The organism is Mycobacterium yunnanensis (assembly GCF_025823185.1).
Lineage (GTDB): Bacteria > Actinomycetota > Actinomycetes > Mycobacteriales > Mycobacteriaceae > Mycobacterium > Mycobacterium yunnanensis.
The window spans coordinates 42158-57483 of record NZ_JACKVK010000009.1; the positions used below are offsets into that span (position 1 = coordinate 42158).

A 15326-nucleotide genomic window follows, 5' to 3' on the forward strand; every position below is an offset into this window, starting at 1 on the left:
GGCGTGTCGCCCCTTAGCCTGCGCCGATGTCACCCACGTGTTCGCGAAGAACCGCCCGACCGTCGGCGAGGTGATAGGTCACGCCTGCGATGGCGAGCTTGCCGGACTCGATGGCGTCGGACACCACCTTGGACCGACTGACGAGTTGCTTCGCGGTCTCCGTGACGTGTCGAGCCTCGAACTCGTCGACCCTCGTCAGGCCCTCCTTGCGGCCCAGCAAGATCGACGGGGTGACGCGTTCGACGATGTCGAGAACGTAACCGCCCGGCACCGCGCCGTCGTCGAGCGCGTCGAGCGTCGCCTTGACCGCACCGCAGCTGTCATGCCCGAGAACCACGATGAGCGGCACGTTCAACACCGTCACCGCGTACTCGATGGAACCCAGAACCGCGGAATCCAACACGTGACCGGCGGTGCGCACCACGAACATGTCGCCAAGACCCTGGTCGAAGATGATCTCGGCGGCGACGCGGCTGTCAGCGCAACCGAACAGGACAGCGGTCGGCTTCTGCCCCTCGGCGAGGCTGGCGCGATGCTGAATGCTCTGGCTCGGGTGCTCAGGGGTACCGGCGACGAAGCGCTCGTTACCCTCGGTGAGTGCCTTCCATGCGGTTATCGGACTCGTATTCGGCATGGCCACATTCTGCCTGGAGTCCGTCCTGATGGTCGACGCGGGTGAACTGCTCAAATGGTATTCACATGCGCGGCGTGATCTGCCGTGGCGTCAGCCTGGCGTTCCGGCCTGGCAAATCTTGGTCAGCGAGTTCATGTTGCAGCAGACTCCCGTCGCGCGAGTGAACCCCATCTGGCGCGACTGGGTGGCCCGTTGGCCGACCCCCTCGGCGACCGCCGCCGCCAGCGCCGCCGACGTCCTGCGGGCGTGGGGAAAGCTCGGCTACCCGCGTCGGGCGAAGCGCCTGCATGAATGTGCGACGGTGATCGCCACCGAGCACGGAGACGTGGTGCCCGACGACGTCGACGCCCTGCTGGCGCTGCCCGGCGTCGGCACCTACACCGCACGGGCCATCGCCTGCTTCGCCTACGGCAAGCGAGTTCCCGTGGTGGACACCAACGTTCGGCGGGTGGTCGCCAGGGTGGTGCACGGCCGCGCCGACTCCCCCGCCAGCGTCCGCGACCTCGCCGACGTGGACGCCATCCTGCCCGACGACGAACGTGCGCCCGAGTTCTCGATTGCCCTGATGGAGCTGGGCGCCATCGTCTGCACGGCCCGCTCACCCAAGTGCGGGGTGTGCCCGCTGAGCATCTGCGCCTGGCGCTCGGCCGGCTTCCCGCCGTCCACCGAGCCGGCAAGGCGCGTCCAGAAGTTCGCAGGCACCGATCGCCAGGTCCGCGGCAAACTGCTGGACGTCCTGCGGGCCAACGAGGCCCCGGTGGCGCGCGCCGCGCTGGACGTGGTGTGGCTGACCGATCCCGCGCAGCGAGACCGCGCACTGGACTCACTGCTCGTCGACGGCCTGGTCGAGCAGACCGCCGACGGGCTGTTCGCGCTCAGCGGAGAAGGCGGTGAAGCCGGGACCTCGAACGTGCTGGTGAACTAGCCTGACCTGGTGGCCGTACCCGTTTCGCGGGCTCCGCGGACTCGTTACGCGTCGCGGGGCGATCTGGACATCGCGTATCAGGTGATCGGTGACGGTCCCGTCGACCTCGTCGTGATGCCGGGACCGTTCGTCCCCGTCGACTCGATCGACTCCGAACCGTCCATGTACCGCTTCTACCGGCGCTTGTCGTCGTTCTGCCGGGTGATCCGCTTCGACCACCGCGGTATGGGGATGTCCTCGCGCATCGGCGCGGACAAGATCACGCCCGCCTGCTGGGCGGAGGACGCCGTCGCGGTCATGGACGCCGTCGGCTGCGAGAGCGCCACCATCATGTGCTCGGGGTACACCGCGATGAGCGCGCTCTTCCTGGCCGCCGACCGCCCCGAGCGCGTGGCCAACCTGGTGGTGGTAAACGGCGCTGCCCGCGTGGTGTGGGCACCCGACTACCCGGTGGGCGCTCACCCCCACGCCGCCGGTTCGTTCGCCACGGCGGCCGTTCAGGCCGACGCCGTGGAGCAGGGCGTCGACGTGCTCGCCATGGTCGCGCCGTCGGTCGCGCGCGATCAGGTGTTCCGGACGTGGTGGGACGCCGCAGGCAACCGGGCGGCTTCCCCGAGCATGGCGAGGCGGTCCAGTCAGGCGCTCACCGACGCCGACGTGCGGGACAAACTGCCCGCCATCAAGGCGCCCACGCTCATCGTGCACCGTGAGGACGCCACCTTCGTCGGGGTCGGCCACGGCCGCTACCTCGCCGAGCACATTCCGGGTGCGCGCTACGTCGAACTGCCGGGCGCCGACACCCTGTACTGGGTGGGGGACGCGACGCCGATCCTTGCCGAGATCGAGGAGTTCGTCACCGGCTCACGCGGGGGCTCGGACGCCGAACGCGTGCTGACGACGATCGTGTTCACCGACATCGTCGGGTCGACCCAGCGCGCCGCCGCGCTCGGCGACGACCACTGGCGCGACCTCCTCGACAGCCACGACAGCCTGGTGCGCCGGGAGCTGGCACGCTACGGCGGCCGCGAAGTCAACACCGCCGGTGACGGTTTCGTCGCCACCTTCAGCAGTCCCAGCGTCGCATTGGACTGCGCCGAACAGATCGTGGCCGCGGTCGCGACCCTCGGGGTGGACGTCCGGGTCGGCATCCATGCCGGGGAGGTCGAGGTCCGCGGCCAAGACATCGCCGGCATGGCGGTGCACATCGGTGCTCGCATCACCGCGCTGGCCGGGGCAGGAGAGATCCTGGTCTCCTCGACGGTGCGCGAGATCGTCACCGGCTCGCACCGGGTCTTCACCGAACGCGGCGAGCATCGCCTCAGGGGCGTGCCCGGTACCTGGTGCGTCTACTCGCCGTAGCGGTCACGCCGTTGCGGCACAAGCGGATTCGTCGCTGGAGAACCGGCGCCGATAGTCCGACGGCGTGACGCCGACGATCCTGCGGAAGTGGTGCCGCAGCAGCGTGGCGGTGCCGAAGCCCGCCTTGTCCGCCACCCGGTCGACGTCGAGGTCGGTCTCCTCGAGCAGTCGCCGGGCGTAGAGGATCCGTTGGTCGGTGACCCACTGCATCGGGGTGCGACCGGTCTCCTCGACGAACCGGCGCGCGAAGGTACGCGCCGACATACTCGCCCGAGCGGCCAGCGAGCCGACGGAGTGCGGCGCGTCGAGATTGCTGAGGATCCAATCCAGTTGGGGGGCAAAGCCGTCCGAGCAACGAACCGGGATGGGTTGTTCGATGTACTGCCGTTGACCGCCGTCGCGCTGCGGTGGGACGACCATGCGGCGGGCGATGATGTTGGTGACCTCGCTGCCCAGTTCGCGCCGCACCAGGTGCAGGCAGGCGTCGATGCCGGCGGCGGTCCCCGCACTCGTGATGAGGTTGCCGTCGTCGACGAAGAGAACGTTGCGGTCGACCTGGGCGGTCGGGTTCTGCCGCGCGAGTTCGTCGGCGTGCATCCAGTGGGTGGTGCACTTGCGGCCGTCCAACAGCCCCGCCGCGCCCAGCACGAACGCCCCCGAGCACACGGTGAGGATCGTCGACCCGGCCTCGGCTGCGGCCCGCACCGCGGCGAGGGCCTCCTCGGGGTAATCGCTGCGGTGGAACGCGGGGATGGCGACGAGATCGGCGCCGGCCAGGGCGTCCAGCCCGTGGTCGGGTGTCAGGTGCGCACCCACCGACATCCGCAGGGGCCGTCCTGCCTCGGGGCCGCACACCTTGAAGTCGAAGTTGGGCACGCCGTCGGCGGTGCGGTCGATGCCGAATACCTCGCAGACGACGCCGAATTCGAACGGGGTGACCCCGTCGAGCGCCAAGACGGACACACTCTTGAGCATGGCAGCATTTTAGCGGACCCCGTCCGTACTGCCACTGTTGGCGGAATGTTTTCGGTCAAATAATTGCTGCCATGAACGTGATACTCGCCTTCCTCATCCTGTCCGCCCCCTTTGCCCTCGCCGCGCTGCTGAGCTGGGCCAGCCACCGCAACGACTCCGTCCGCAGTGCCCTGCTGCGAGAGTTCGGCGATCCCGATTACTACCGCGTGCTGCACGAGGTCGACGCAGCGCGGACCCGCTTCGAGCATCAGCCCTCCTGGCCGAGCTCGGGCGCGAGGGGCGAACGCCGCTAAGGGTTTTGAGCCAAGAACGGTTCCACCGCATCGCGGTACTGCCGTGGCGCGTCGTCGTGCACCAGATGGCCCGCGCCAGGCACCCGCAGATGGGTGACCCGAAACCCGGTGGCGCCCATCCGCTCCATCTGCCCCGGCGGGGTGACGGAGTTGCCCGCCTCGACCAGCAGCGTGGGCACGCGCACCGCCTGCCACTGCTGCCAGTAGTCCCGATGGCCCCACTGCGCGGCGATTTCGATCCACCGCTCGGGCCTGCCGTGCAACCGCCACCCCATCTCGGTGCGATCGAAGGCCTCGACGAAGTACCGCCCGGCAACGGGCCCGAATTCGTCGAGCACCTGCCGTTCGGACGCGAATTCGGCAGGCAGCGCCCGCAACCACGGCTCCCACGGTCCGGTGGTCCTGCCTCGGAAGTCGGGGGCCATGTCCTCCACGACCAACGCCGACACCAACTCCGGACGCGCCGCGGCCAGACACCAGGAATGCAGACCGCCCATCGAATGTCCGACCATCTTGGCGGGCCGGCCCAGTGCGGCGACGGCCTCGGCGAGGTCGTCGACGAAGCGCTCCGTACTGATCGGGTGCGGGTCGGTGACGTCGCGCCCGCGGTGCCACGGAGCGTCGTAGGTGTAGACCTCCCCCAGCGCGGTCAACCACGGCAACTGGCGCGACCACGTCGTCCCGCGGCCCATCAGACCGTGCACCAGAACGATCGGCTCGCCCACACCGCCGCGACCCTCGAGCAACCCCGAACGCATGTCCGACATCCTGACAGCAGCTCGCCGACTCCAGATAACGGACCGGTAACGTAGAGCCCATGGCAGTCGTGAAGATCAACGCAATCGAGGTTCCGCCCAACGCAGGACCCGAATTGGAGAAGCGGTTCGCCAACCGCGCGCACGCCGTCGACGGCCAGCCCGGGTTCCTCGGCTTCCAGTTGCTGCGCCCCGTCAAGGGCGACGATCGCTACTTCGTGGTGACGCAGTGGGAATCCGAGGAGGCGTTCCAGGCCTGGGCCAGCGGTCCCGCGGTCGAGGCGCACGCCGGACAGCGCGCGAACCCCGTCGCCACCGGCGCGTCACTCCTCGAATTCGAGGTCGTACTCGACGTCCAACGGTCGGGGGCGTAGCTAGGTGCGACGGCGGGCGACGGCGATCGGGCTGGCCGCCTCCCTGATCGCCGCGCTGGCGTCTGGCTGCGCCAACACCGGCCCGACCGGTCCGGCCGAGGCCGCCTACGGCGCGCGCATCCAAACCAACACTCCCCCGGGACTGCGCGCCAAGCAGACGGTGGACATGCTCAACTCCGACTGGCCGATTGGCGTGCCGGGCGTCGCAACCCTCGCGGCGGCCCCTCAGGTGAACGACGTCGCGTTCATGATGGACCGGATGTGGTGGGACCGGCCGTTCACCGTCTCGGGCATCGACTACGGCGCGGGGCAAGCCACCCTGCACCTGCTGACGTCCTACGGCGTCGGGCAGGACGTCGAGCTGCGCACCGACGACGCCGGGATGGTGGACCGCTTCGAGGTCACCCTGAAGAAGGCCACCATCAAGCAGTGGTCCGACGTCGACGCCGAGCTGACCAAGACCGGGGCCCGCTACTCCTATCAGGTGTCGAAGGTCGTCGACGGCACGTGCACGAAGGTGGCGGGCAGCAACGTCGACGACTCGCTGCCGCTGGCCTCGATCTTCAAGCTCTACGTTCTACTGGCACTCGCCGACGAGGTCAACGCGGGCCGGGTCGCGTGGAACGACCAGCTGACCATCACCAAGGAAGACAAGGCGGTCGGATCGGCCGGCTTCGACACCCTGCCTCCTGGGTCCAGGGTGTCGGTGAGAGATGCTGCGCAGCAGATGATCTCGGCCAGCGACAACATGGCCACCGACATGCTGATGGCCCGCGTCGGCCCGGATGCGTTGCATCGCGCCCTCATTCACGCCGGCCATCACGATCCCGCCAGCCTCACGCCGTTCCCCACCACCCACCAGATGTTCTCGGTCGGCTGGGGAACCCCCGACATCCGCGAACAGTGGAAGACCGGCTCGGCCGCCGATCGCGCGCGCCTGATGGCGCAGACCGATTCCCGCCACTACGAACCGGATCCGACGCGAACGCATACGCCTGCCTCGCCGTACGGCGCCGAGTGGTATGGCACCGCCGGTGACATCTGCCGCGTGCACGCCGCGCTGCAGGGCGCAGCCGTCGGGCCCGCGGCGCCGATCAAGGACATCCTGGCCGAGACGCCCGGCATCGAGCTGGACAAGACGAAGTGGACCTACATCGGCGCCAAGGGCGGAAACCTGCCAGGGGACATCGGCTTCAGCTGGTATGCCGTCGACCGGACGGGGCAGCCGTGGGTGGTCAGCTTCCAGTTGAACTGGCCGAAGTTCCGAAGCCTGACCGCGGCCAGCTGGCTGCTGTCGGTGGCCCAGGGCGCATTCAGCCTCGTCCAACCCGGCTGAGCGACCTCACCCGGTCGACCGCAGCGTCCACGCACCCCCGCGGAAGTGCATCACCGTGCGGCACACGGGTCCCACGTCGACGCGCCAGAACGACGCCAGTGGCGCATTTAGGGCATGGATCACCGCCGCCCGGACGACGCTGGGGTGGGTCACCGCGACCAGGCGCCCCCGGCGGTCCGACAGCGAGTCCAGCCAGCCGCCCACCCTCGTGACGAGGTCGGCGACCGACTCCCCGCCGTGCGGAGCCTTGGTGGGATCGGTGAGCCACACCGTCAGCTCACCGGCGTCGACGCCACCGAGCACACTGCCGCGCCACGCACCGCAATTCAGGTCCGCCAACCGGGGCTCGGTCTCGACGCGCACACCGAGACGTTCGGCGGTCTGGCGTGCCCGCGTTTCCGGCGCGCAGACCGCCGCGTCGACGACGCCGAGGTCGACGGTGGCGTCGACCTGACGTTGTCCGAGGGCGTTGAGAGGCTCGTCGCGCGGGAATCGTCCGGCCGCCATCGCATCGGTCATCGCGTGCGACACAAGGGTCAGCCGGACGATCTCACTCAACGTCTTCTCACGCCGCGGCGTTGGCGCTCGGCTCGCTTCTCCTGCCGTCCAACACCTTCGAGATCGACGTGGCGAAGACCAGGCCGATCGTCGTCCACACGATCAGCTGGGTCAGGAAGGTGTAGAGCCGGAACTCGTAGAAGTCCACCGCCGGGAAGCCGGGGAACACGATCGTGCCTGCCCCGTTCACCATGGGTCCAGGTGTCTCGTCGATCGACGGCAGGACCGCCATCACCACGAAGACCGTGACGAGGTAGGACGCACCGCCGACCAGCGTCGCGTTCCAGGCGCCGAGCTTGGGGACCAGTTGGCGCGCGAGGTACACCGCGGCGACCATCAGCAGCGCCGAGAGTCCCACCATCAGCAGGTAGAGCATCGAACGCTGGAAGATCGTCGAGTCTTCACTGGTCGCAGGCGGGTTCGGCGGATACTTCAGAGCCGGGACGATCCACAGCGAGACCAGCATTGCGGCCGCCACCAAGACCGAGAGCACCCTGGCCGACACGTTGCCGACCCGGCCGTAGGCCACCGCGAAGACCACGGCGAACAAGGCGCCCATCGCGACGGCGAACAAGAGCACGCCGAAGCCCATGCCGACCGTCGACTGGATGCCACGGCTGAACAGCTCGCCGCCCTCACCGTGGCTGTGCCCGCCACTAGCGCCCATCTCCATGGCTTCGTGCGCGGCGGACGTGCCGTCCTCGAAGTCGATCGCCCGGCCGATCACGGGCTCGAGGAAGATCTTCGCGAAGACGAACGCGAGCACGCCTGCGACGGCGCCAGCCAGAAGGCCGCGCCCGATGATTCGCTTTTCCATCGTGGGTCTCCTGCCCGTCAGTGGCAGGGGAACCCGAGGAGGTGACGTGCGTCGTGCACGAATTCGTGGATGTACATGTTGTCGCCGAACACTGACGTGGCGCCCTGGTCGACGCCGACGAAGTACAGCACCAGCAGGGCGAAGAAAGCCGTCAGCGACAGCCACAGGGCTGCCTTGGTGGCGGTGAAGTCGATTGCGGGAGCAGCGCTCCGGCGAGTGTCCGACGTAGTCATCTCGATGAGTCCTTTCGGGAGTTCGCGTCCCGTTTCAGGGGTGACGTACGTCGGGTCTGACTTTCACAGTGGCGCGACCGCTCTGGATTTTCACCAGCATTCCTCAGTACGTCGGGTACTCGAGCATCATAGGCACAGATGCCCAAATGGGCGGCACCCCGCGAGGGATACCGCCCATTTGGATAGGACTGGGTCGAGCCGAGGACTACTCCGCGGCGCCTGCCGGAGCCAGGTCCGGGGCGTCGACCACGGGCCGGGTGGCACCGGAGAAGGTGAACACCGCGTCCTCGCCGGCCCCTTCGCCGTCCCAGTTGTCGACGTCGACGGTGACGAGCTGACCCGGGCCGACCTCCTCGAAGAGGATCTTCTCGCTCAACGCGTCCTCGATCTCGCGCTGAATGGTGCGACGCAGCGGCCGCGCACCCAGCACCGGATCGAAGCCACGCTTGGCCAGCAGCGCCTTCGCCTTCGGCGTCAGCTCCATGGTCATGTCCTTGGCCCTGAGCTGGTTGCCGACGCGGGCGATCATCAGTTCCACCATCTGGACGATCTCGTCCTGCGTGAGCTGGTGGAAGACGATGATGTCGTCGATGCGGTTGAGGAACTCCGGGCGGAAGTGCTTCTTCAGCTCGTCGTTGACCTTGAGCTTCATCCGCTCGTAGTTGTTCTCGCCGCCACCCTGGGTGAAGCCGAGACCGACCGCCTTGCTGATGTCGGACGTACCGAGGTTCGAGGTGAAGATCAGCACGGTGTTCTTGAAGTCCACCGTCCTGCCCTGACCGTCGGTGAGACGGCCGTCCTCGAGCACCTGCAGGAGCGTGTTGTAGATCTCCTGGTGAGCCTTCTCGATCTCGTCGAACAGCACGACGGAGAACGGCTTGCGGCGGACCTTCTCGGTGAGCTGGCCACCCTCTTCGTAGCCGACGTACCCGGGAGGAGCACCGAAGAGCCGCGACGCCGTGAAGCGGTCGTGGAACTCGCCCATGTCGATCTGGATCAGGGCGTCGTCGTCACCGAACAGGAAGTTGGCCAGCGCCTTGGAGAGCTCGGTCTTGCCGACACCCGAGGGGCCGGCGAAGATGAACGAGCCCGACGGACGCTTGGGGTCCTTCAAGCCGGCCCGGGTGCGACGGATCGCCTTCGAGACGGCCTTGACGGCGTCCACCTGGCCGATGATCCGCTTGTGGATCTCGTCCTCCATGCGGAGCAGACGCGTGGTCTCGGCCTCGGTCAGCTTGAACACGGGGATGCCGGTCCAGTTGCCGAGCACCTCGGCGATCTGCTCGTCGTCGACCTCGGCCACGACGTCCAGGTCACCGGAGCGCCACTGCTTCTCCCGCTCGGCGCGCTGCCCGACCAACGTCTTCTCGCGGTCGCGCAGGTTGGCCGCCTTCTCGAAGTCCTGCGCGTCGATCGCAGATTCCTTCTCGCGACGGGCGTCGGCGATCTTCTCGTCGAACTCGCGCAGGTCTGGCGGAGCGGTCATCCGGCGGATGCGCATCCGGGCGCCGGCCTCGTCGATCAGGTCGATCGCCTTGTCGGGCAAGAACCGGTCGTTGATGTAGCGGTCGGCCAGCGTGGCGGCCGCGACGATCGCACCGTCGGTGATCGACACGCGGTGATGCGCCTCGTACCGGTCGCGCAGACCCTTGAGGATCTCGATGGTGTGCTCGACCGTCGGCTCGCCCACCTGGACGGGCTGGAAGCGACGCTCCAAGGCGGCGTCCTTCTCGATGTACTTGCGGTACTCGTCGAGCGTGGTCGCGCCGATGGTCTGCAGCTCGCCGCGGGCCAGCTTCGGCTTCAGGATCGAGGCCGCGTCGATGGCACCCTCGGCGGCACCCGCGCCGACGAGCGTGTGCAGCTCGTCGATGAACAGGATGATGTCGCCGCGGGTGTTGATCTCCTTGAGGACCTTCTTCAGGCGCTCCTCGAAGTCACCGCGGTAACGGCTGCCCGCGACCAGCGAGCCGAGATCGAGCGTGTAGAGCTGCTTGTCCTTGAGCGTCTCCGGCACGTCGCCGTGCACGATCGCCTGGGCGAGACCCTCGACGACGGCGGTCTTGCCGACGCCGGGCTCGCCGATGAGCACCGGGTTGTTCTTGGTGCGGCGGCTCAGCACCTGCATGACCCGCTCGATTTCCTTCTCGCGGCCGATGACGGGATCGAGCTTGCCCTCCATGGCGGCTGCGGTCAGGTTGCGACCGAACTGGTCGAGCACCAGCGACGTCGACGGGTTGCCCGCCTCGCCCCCGCGGCCACCCGTACCGGTCTCGGCGGTCTCCTTGCCCTGGTAGCCCGACAGCAGCTGGATGACCTGCTGGCGCACGCGCGTCAGCTCGGCGCCCAACTTGACCAGCACCTGAGCGGCGACGCCTTCGCCCTCACGAATCAGGCCGAGCAGAATGTGCTCGGTGCCGATGTAGTTGTGGCCGAGTTGCAGCGCTTCGCGCAGGCTCAGCTCGAGCACCTTCTTGGCGCGCGGGGTGAAGGGGATGTGTCCGGACGGGGCCTGCTGCCCCTGCCCGATGATCTCCTCGACCTGGCTGCGGACACCCTCGAGCGAAATTCCCAGCGACTCGAGCGACTTCGCCGCCACTCCCTCGCCTTCGTGAATGAGGCCAAGGAGGATGTGCTCGGTGCCGATGTAGTTGTGGTTCAGCATCCTGGCCTCTTCTTGAGCCAGGACGACGACGCGCCGTGCGCGGTCTGTGAAGCGTTCGAACATCGGTGGTTACCTGCCCTCCGTAGATAGTGCAGTCCTCGACACGGCTAACCGTGCACTGCACTTGACGTCCACTGTAGTGGGCGGCGGCTCGGGGTGCCCCGCTTGTCCTCTCCTAGTGAAAGACCAAACGATGACCGTTTCCCAGCCGCACGCGTTCCAACGCTCGACGGGAGGGGATCGGTTCCACGACGAGCGCGGCAACGCTTCGCCGCTAGCGAAAGCTCAGCAGGGGGCAGTGTCGATGGTGGCCGGCGCTACGGCCGGCAACTAGGTGGCCGCGTGAAAGGCGTCGATGACGTCGGCGGGAATGCGACCGCGCGTGGACACACTGTGGCCGTTGCGGCGCGCCCAATCCCGAATGGCAGCGCTTTGTTCCCGGTCGATGGTGGCGCGACCACGACCCGACCCGGCCGAACGACCGCGGCGTCGGCCACCCACTCGGCGGCCCGCCTCGACCCATTGTTTGAGATCGCCACGAAGTTTCGTGGCATTCTTCGACGACAGATCGATCTCATAGCTGACGCCGTCGAGAGAGAATTCGACGGTCTCGTCGGCAGAACCCTCACCGTCGAAATCATCGACTAACGTGACGGTCACCTTTTTTGCCATTGGCTCACACTGCCCTTTCCGCACGGGCGCGAGTCATACTTCGCTTGAAACCCTGACCAATGTTGGCATACGTTTCCGGGCAATTCAACACAAAAGTATGAAATGCCTTCGGCTAGCCCTGCCTGCGCACCAGCGGGAACAAAACCGTCTCGCGAATCGACAAGCCCGTCAGCGCCATCAGCAAGCGGTCGACACCCATTCCCGTGCCAGCGGTCGGCGGCATGCCGTACTCCAATGCCGCCAGGAAGTCCTCGTCGAGGATCATTGCCTCGTCGTCACCGGCGGCAGCGGCCCTGGCTTGGGCTTCGAACCTCTCCCGCTGCACCACCGGGTCGATCAATTCGGTGTAGCCCGTGGCCAATTCGAATCTACGGACGTAGAGGTCCCATTTCTCCGTCACGCCGGGAATGCTGCGGTGCTCCCTGGTCAGCGGTGAGGTCTCCACGGGGAAGTTGCGCACGAACGTGGGCGCCCACAGGTCGGCACCGACCGCGTCCTCCCACAGTTCCTCCACCAATTTGCCGTGTCCGAAACCACGGTCACGCGGGATTTCGACACCGCGTGCCTCGGCAATCGACCAGAGGTAATCGGCCGGCGTATCCGGGGTGATTTCCTCACCGAGTGCTTCGGACAGCGACGGGTACATTTCAACCGTCGCCCATTCTCCGTCGAGGTCGTAGGTAGTGCCATCGGGCAGTGGGACGTTTCTGGTGCCAATCGCCTCGTCGGCCACCTCTTGAATAACCTCACGCGTCACGAGCGCGCAGTCGTCATAGGTTCCGAAGGCCTGATAAGTCTCGAGCATGGCGAATTCCGGCGAATGCGTGGAATCGGCGCCTTCGTTTCGAAAGTTTCGATTCATCTCGAACACCTTCTCGAAACCGCCCACCAGGCACCGCTTCAAGAACAACTCCGGCGCGATCCGCAGGAAGAGGTCGGCGTCCAGCGCGTTGGAGTGCGTCACGAACGGCCGCGCCGCGGCACCGCCGGCGAGCGTCTGCAGCATCGGCGTCTCCACCTCGAGGAACCCGCGGCGCTCGTAGGCCGACCGGATCGCCCGGACCACAGCGATGCGCTGACGGGCGATGGTGCGAGCCTCCGGACGCACGATCAGGTCGACGTAGCGCTGCCTGACCCGGGTCTCCTCGCCGAGTTCCTTGTGTGCGACGGGCAGGGGGCGAAGGGCCTTGGAGATGATCTGCCACGAGTCGCCGAGAACGGACAACTCCCCACGTCGAGAGCTGATCACCTCACCGTGGACGAAGACGATGTCACCAAGGTCGACGTCGGCCTTCCAGGCGTCCAGCGACTCCTTGCCAACGCCGTCGAGGCTGATCATCGCCTGAAACTGGGTGCCGTCACCCTCTTGCAGCGTGGCGAAGCACAGCTTGCCGGAGTTGCGCGCGAACACCACGCGCCCGGCGACTCCGACGATGTGACCGCTCGCCACGTCGACGTCCAGATCGGCGTGCTCGAGCCGAAGTTCGGCGAGCGTGTGGGTGCGAGCCACCTCGACCGGATACGGGTCGCGCCCCTCGGCGAGCAACCTCTCCCGCTTGGCCTGCCGAATGCGGAACTGCTCGGGAAGATCGGAGTCGTCGTTCTTCTGGCCGGCGTCGGGGACATCTGCGGAGCTCACGACGTGCCAGCTTAAATGAGGCTTCAATGGTCCGATGCCCGCGACCGTGCCAGCGACCGTCGACGAGACCAAGGTCGCCGCCCTGTCCGACGAACCGCTGGACTGGCGGTACAAGGGACTCCCCACCCGCTGGTGGGGTCGCACGCCGGCCCAGGTGCGCGCCGACGCCGTCGACCCGTTCGACGACGGCGCAGTCGGACCGCTGTGCGTGCTCGACGAATCCGCCCTCGCACACAACCTCGCGACGATGGCGGCGTGGTGTGGAGACCGTGGTGTCGAGTTGGCGCCACACGGCAAGACCCACATGTCCCCGCAGCTGTTGGCCCGGCAGTTCGGCGTCGGTGCCACGGCCGTCACCCTTGCCACGATCAGCCAGGTGCGGGTGTTCCGCGCGTTCGGCGTCGACCGCGTGGTGCTGGCCAACGAACTGGTCGACGAGGCCGGGTTGCGTTGGCTGGCAACCGAACTGGACGAGGACCCGGACTTCCACGTGGTGTGCTGGGTCGACTCGATTCGCGGGGTCGAACTCGCGACGAGCGCGTTGGCCGCCGCCGGGTCCAGCCGCCCACTGGACGTGTGCGTCGAGGTGGGCATGGCCGGAGGGAGAACGGGATGCCGGGACGCCGCCGAGGTCGACGCCGTCGCGCGGGCCGCCGCCGCGTCGCGTCATCTGAGACTGATCGGGGTCGCGGGATACGAGGCCGCCACCGGACACGACGTCGGCACCGAGGCCCGCGGGCTGGTGCGTGACTACCTCGGTGAGGTGCGGTCGGCGGTTGAGCGCCTCGAGTCGATGTTCGACACCGACGAGGTACTGGTGACCGCGGGCGGCAGCACCTACTTCGACCTGGTGGCCGACGAGCTGACCGGGTGGCCGGGTGCGCTCGCCGTGCGGACCGTGCTGCGCAGCGGGTGCTACCTCACCCATGACGACGGCCTCTATGCGCGCACCTCGCCGCTGCCCGCGCTGCGCCCCGCACTGACGGTGTGGGCGCAGGTGGTCTCGCGACCCACCGCCGATCTGGCGCTGGTGACGATGGGCCGTCGCGACGTGTCCTTCGACCAGGGCATGCCGGTGCCCTACGGGTTGACCGGACGGGTCACCAAGCTCAACGACCAGCATGCCTACCTGCAGGTGGCGCACGGTGATCGCGACCGGGTGGAGGTGGGCAGCTGGCTGCGGTTCGGGGTGTCCCACCCCTGCACGGTGTTCGACAAGTGGCAGATGATCCCCGTGCTCGACGACCGGCGACGCGTCGTCGACCTGGTCCGCACGTTCTTCTAGGGCCGGGTCGAGAGGTCGATCCAGCCGAGGCGACGGCTGATGGTCTCGGCCGCTGCGACGGTGCGCTTGGCGGTCTGGGCGAATTCGCCCTCGGAGAGCCGGTAGGACGGGCCGGACACGCTCAGCGCCGCGACCACCCGTTCGTCGGCGTCGTAGACGGGCGCGGCGACGGCGTTGAGCCCGACTTCGAGCTCCTCGCGGACACACGCCCAGCCGCGCTCGCGGACGACGTTCAGTTCGGTCAGCAGCGCACTGCGGGTGGTGACGGTGCCGTCGGTGAAGGACTCGAGCCGGGCACCGAGGACGTCTCGCAACTCGGCGTCGTCGAGGGCCGCCAGCAGCACCTTGCCACTGGAGGTGGCGTGCGCGGGGCAGCTTTGGCCCACCCAGGTGCGCAGCGCGATACCGGCCGGACCGATCGCCTCGGCCACGTTGACGATTCGGTCCCCGTCGAGCACGGCGAGGTTGGTGGTCTCCCCGGATTCCAGCGCCAGGGCGTCGCAGGCCGCCTGGCTCTGCTTCACCAGATCGAGTTGGGCGCTGGTGGCCCGGGCCAGCCTGGCGATGGCGAACCCGAGCCGGTACTTGCCGCGGTCGGCGAGCTGTTCGACGTACCCGCGCGCCTCCAGCACCGAGATGATCCGGGAGACAGTCGATTTGTGCACGCCCAGCTCGGTGGCGATCTCGGTGACACCGGCCTGTCCGAGGGTCGCGAGGATCTCCATGACCAGCAGGGCACGGTCGACGGATTGGACGGACGCGGACCGTCCGTCGTCACGGGACTTGCGGTTCTCCGGTGCCGGCAT

General features: G+C 67.8%; 16 protein-coding genes. 6 read left to right on the plus strand and 10 right to left on the minus strand.

All coding sequences use genetic code 11. The annotated features are described in order from the left end of the window. Nucleotides 1–13: 13 nt before the first annotated feature. Nucleotides 14–634, minus strand: a complete 621-nt coding sequence (locus H7K45_RS17140; protein ID WP_263997091.1) for a carbonic anhydrase — start codon at nucleotides 632–634, stop codon at nucleotides 14–16. On the opposite strand from H7K45_RS17140, the gene H7K45_RS17145 reads away from it, so the two are divergent. Beyond that, nucleotides 633–1559, plus strand: coding sequence for an iron-sulfur binding domain-containing protein (locus H7K45_RS17145; RefSeq protein ID WP_263997092.1), 927 nt, complete (start codon nucleotides 633–635; stop codon nucleotides 1557–1559). The genes H7K45_RS17140 and H7K45_RS17145 overlap by 2 nt on opposite strands. Before the next feature lie 9 nt (nucleotides 1560–1568). Then, the gene (gene lipJ / locus H7K45_RS17150; protein ID WP_263997093.1) at nucleotides 1569–2918 is read left to right on the plus strand and encodes a bifunctional lipase/adenylate cyclase LipJ; all 1350 of its coding nucleotides are present in this window, start codon (nucleotides 1569–1571) and stop codon (nucleotides 2916–2918) included. 3 nt (nucleotides 2919–2921) lie between these two features. Here the strand turns inward: lipJ and H7K45_RS17155 are convergent, their stop codons facing one another. Then, nucleotides 2922–3893 carry a helix-turn-helix domain-containing protein gene (locus tag H7K45_RS17155; RefSeq protein ID WP_263997094.1) on the minus strand — a complete coding sequence of 324 codons (972 nt, stop codon included), beginning with the start codon at nucleotides 3891–3893 and terminating at the stop codon, nucleotides 2922–2924. Between the two features lie 71 nt (nucleotides 3894–3964). On the opposite strand from H7K45_RS17155, the gene H7K45_RS17160 reads away from it, so the two are divergent. Beyond that, the gene (locus tag H7K45_RS17160) at nucleotides 3965–4186 is read left to right on the plus strand and encodes a hypothetical protein (RefSeq protein ID WP_263997095.1); all 222 of its coding nucleotides are present in this window, start codon (nucleotides 3965–3967) and stop codon (nucleotides 4184–4186) included. Here H7K45_RS17160 and H7K45_RS17165 read toward each other — a convergent pair. Beyond that, complete coding sequence (locus tag H7K45_RS17165; protein ID WP_263997096.1) at nucleotides 4183–4944, minus strand: alpha/beta fold hydrolase; 762 nt, start codon at nucleotides 4942–4944, stop codon at nucleotides 4183–4185. The two genes, H7K45_RS17160 and H7K45_RS17165, sit on opposite strands and share 4 nt — an antisense overlap. 59 nt (nucleotides 4945–5003) lie before the next feature. Between H7K45_RS17165 and mhuD the strand changes: the two genes are divergently transcribed. Beyond that, complete coding sequence (mhuD, locus tag H7K45_RS17170) at nucleotides 5004–5315, plus strand: mycobilin-forming heme oxygenase MhuD (RefSeq protein WP_263997097.1); 312 nt, start codon at nucleotides 5004–5006, stop codon at nucleotides 5313–5315. Nucleotides 5316–5319: 4 nt separating this feature from the next. After that, nucleotides 5320–6651: a serine hydrolase gene (locus tag H7K45_RS17175; RefSeq protein WP_263997098.1), complete on the plus strand. Its 1332-nt coding sequence runs from the start codon at nucleotides 5320–5322 to the stop codon at nucleotides 6649–6651. Nucleotides 6652–6657: 6 nt separating this feature from the next. Here the strand turns inward: H7K45_RS17175 and H7K45_RS17180 are convergent, their stop codons facing one another. From H7K45_RS17180 to lysS, 6 genes are all read right to left on the minus strand, one after another. Next, entirely contained in the window at nucleotides 6658–7209 is a 552-nt protein-coding gene (locus H7K45_RS17180) for a histidine phosphatase family protein (protein WP_263997099.1), read from the minus strand. A 7-nt stretch (nucleotides 7210–7216) separates the two neighbouring features. Then, entirely contained in the window at nucleotides 7217–8026 is an 810-nt protein-coding gene (locus H7K45_RS17185; protein ID WP_263997100.1) for a CbtA family protein, read from the minus strand. A gap of 17 nt (nucleotides 8027–8043) precedes the next feature. After that, nucleotides 8044–8259 (minus strand): CbtB domain-containing protein, encoded by a 216-nt coding sequence (locus H7K45_RS17190; protein WP_263997101.1) that lies wholly within the window; start codon nucleotides 8257–8259, stop codon nucleotides 8044–8046. Nucleotides 8260–8464: 205 nt separating this feature from the next. Further along, entirely contained in the window at nucleotides 8465–10987 is a 2523-nt protein-coding gene (gene clpC1, locus H7K45_RS17195) for an ATP-dependent protease ATP-binding subunit ClpC (protein WP_263997102.1), read from the minus strand. 267 nt (nucleotides 10988–11254) lie between these two features. After that, a complete protein-coding gene (gene lsr2 / locus H7K45_RS17200; RefSeq protein ID WP_263997523.1) occupies nucleotides 11255–11596 on the minus strand; it encodes a histone-like nucleoid-structuring protein Lsr2 in 342 nt (113 codons plus the stop codon). Nucleotides 11597–11708: 112 nt separating this feature from the next. After that, a complete protein-coding gene (gene lysS / locus H7K45_RS17205; RefSeq protein WP_263997103.1) occupies nucleotides 11709–13235 on the minus strand; it encodes a lysine--tRNA ligase in 1527 nt (508 codons plus the stop codon). Between the two features lie 34 nt (nucleotides 13236–13269). On the opposite strand from lysS, the gene H7K45_RS17210 reads away from it, so the two are divergent. Then, entirely contained in the window at nucleotides 13270–14520 is a 1251-nt protein-coding gene (locus H7K45_RS17210) for an alanine racemase (RefSeq protein ID WP_263997104.1), read from the plus strand. Here the strand turns inward: H7K45_RS17210 and H7K45_RS17215 are convergent. Continuing rightward, nucleotides 14517–15326 carry an IclR family transcriptional regulator gene (locus tag H7K45_RS17215; protein ID WP_263997105.1) on the minus strand — a complete coding sequence of 270 codons (810 nt, stop codon included), beginning with the start codon at nucleotides 15324–15326 and terminating at the stop codon, nucleotides 14517–14519. The genes H7K45_RS17210 and H7K45_RS17215 overlap by 4 nt on opposite strands.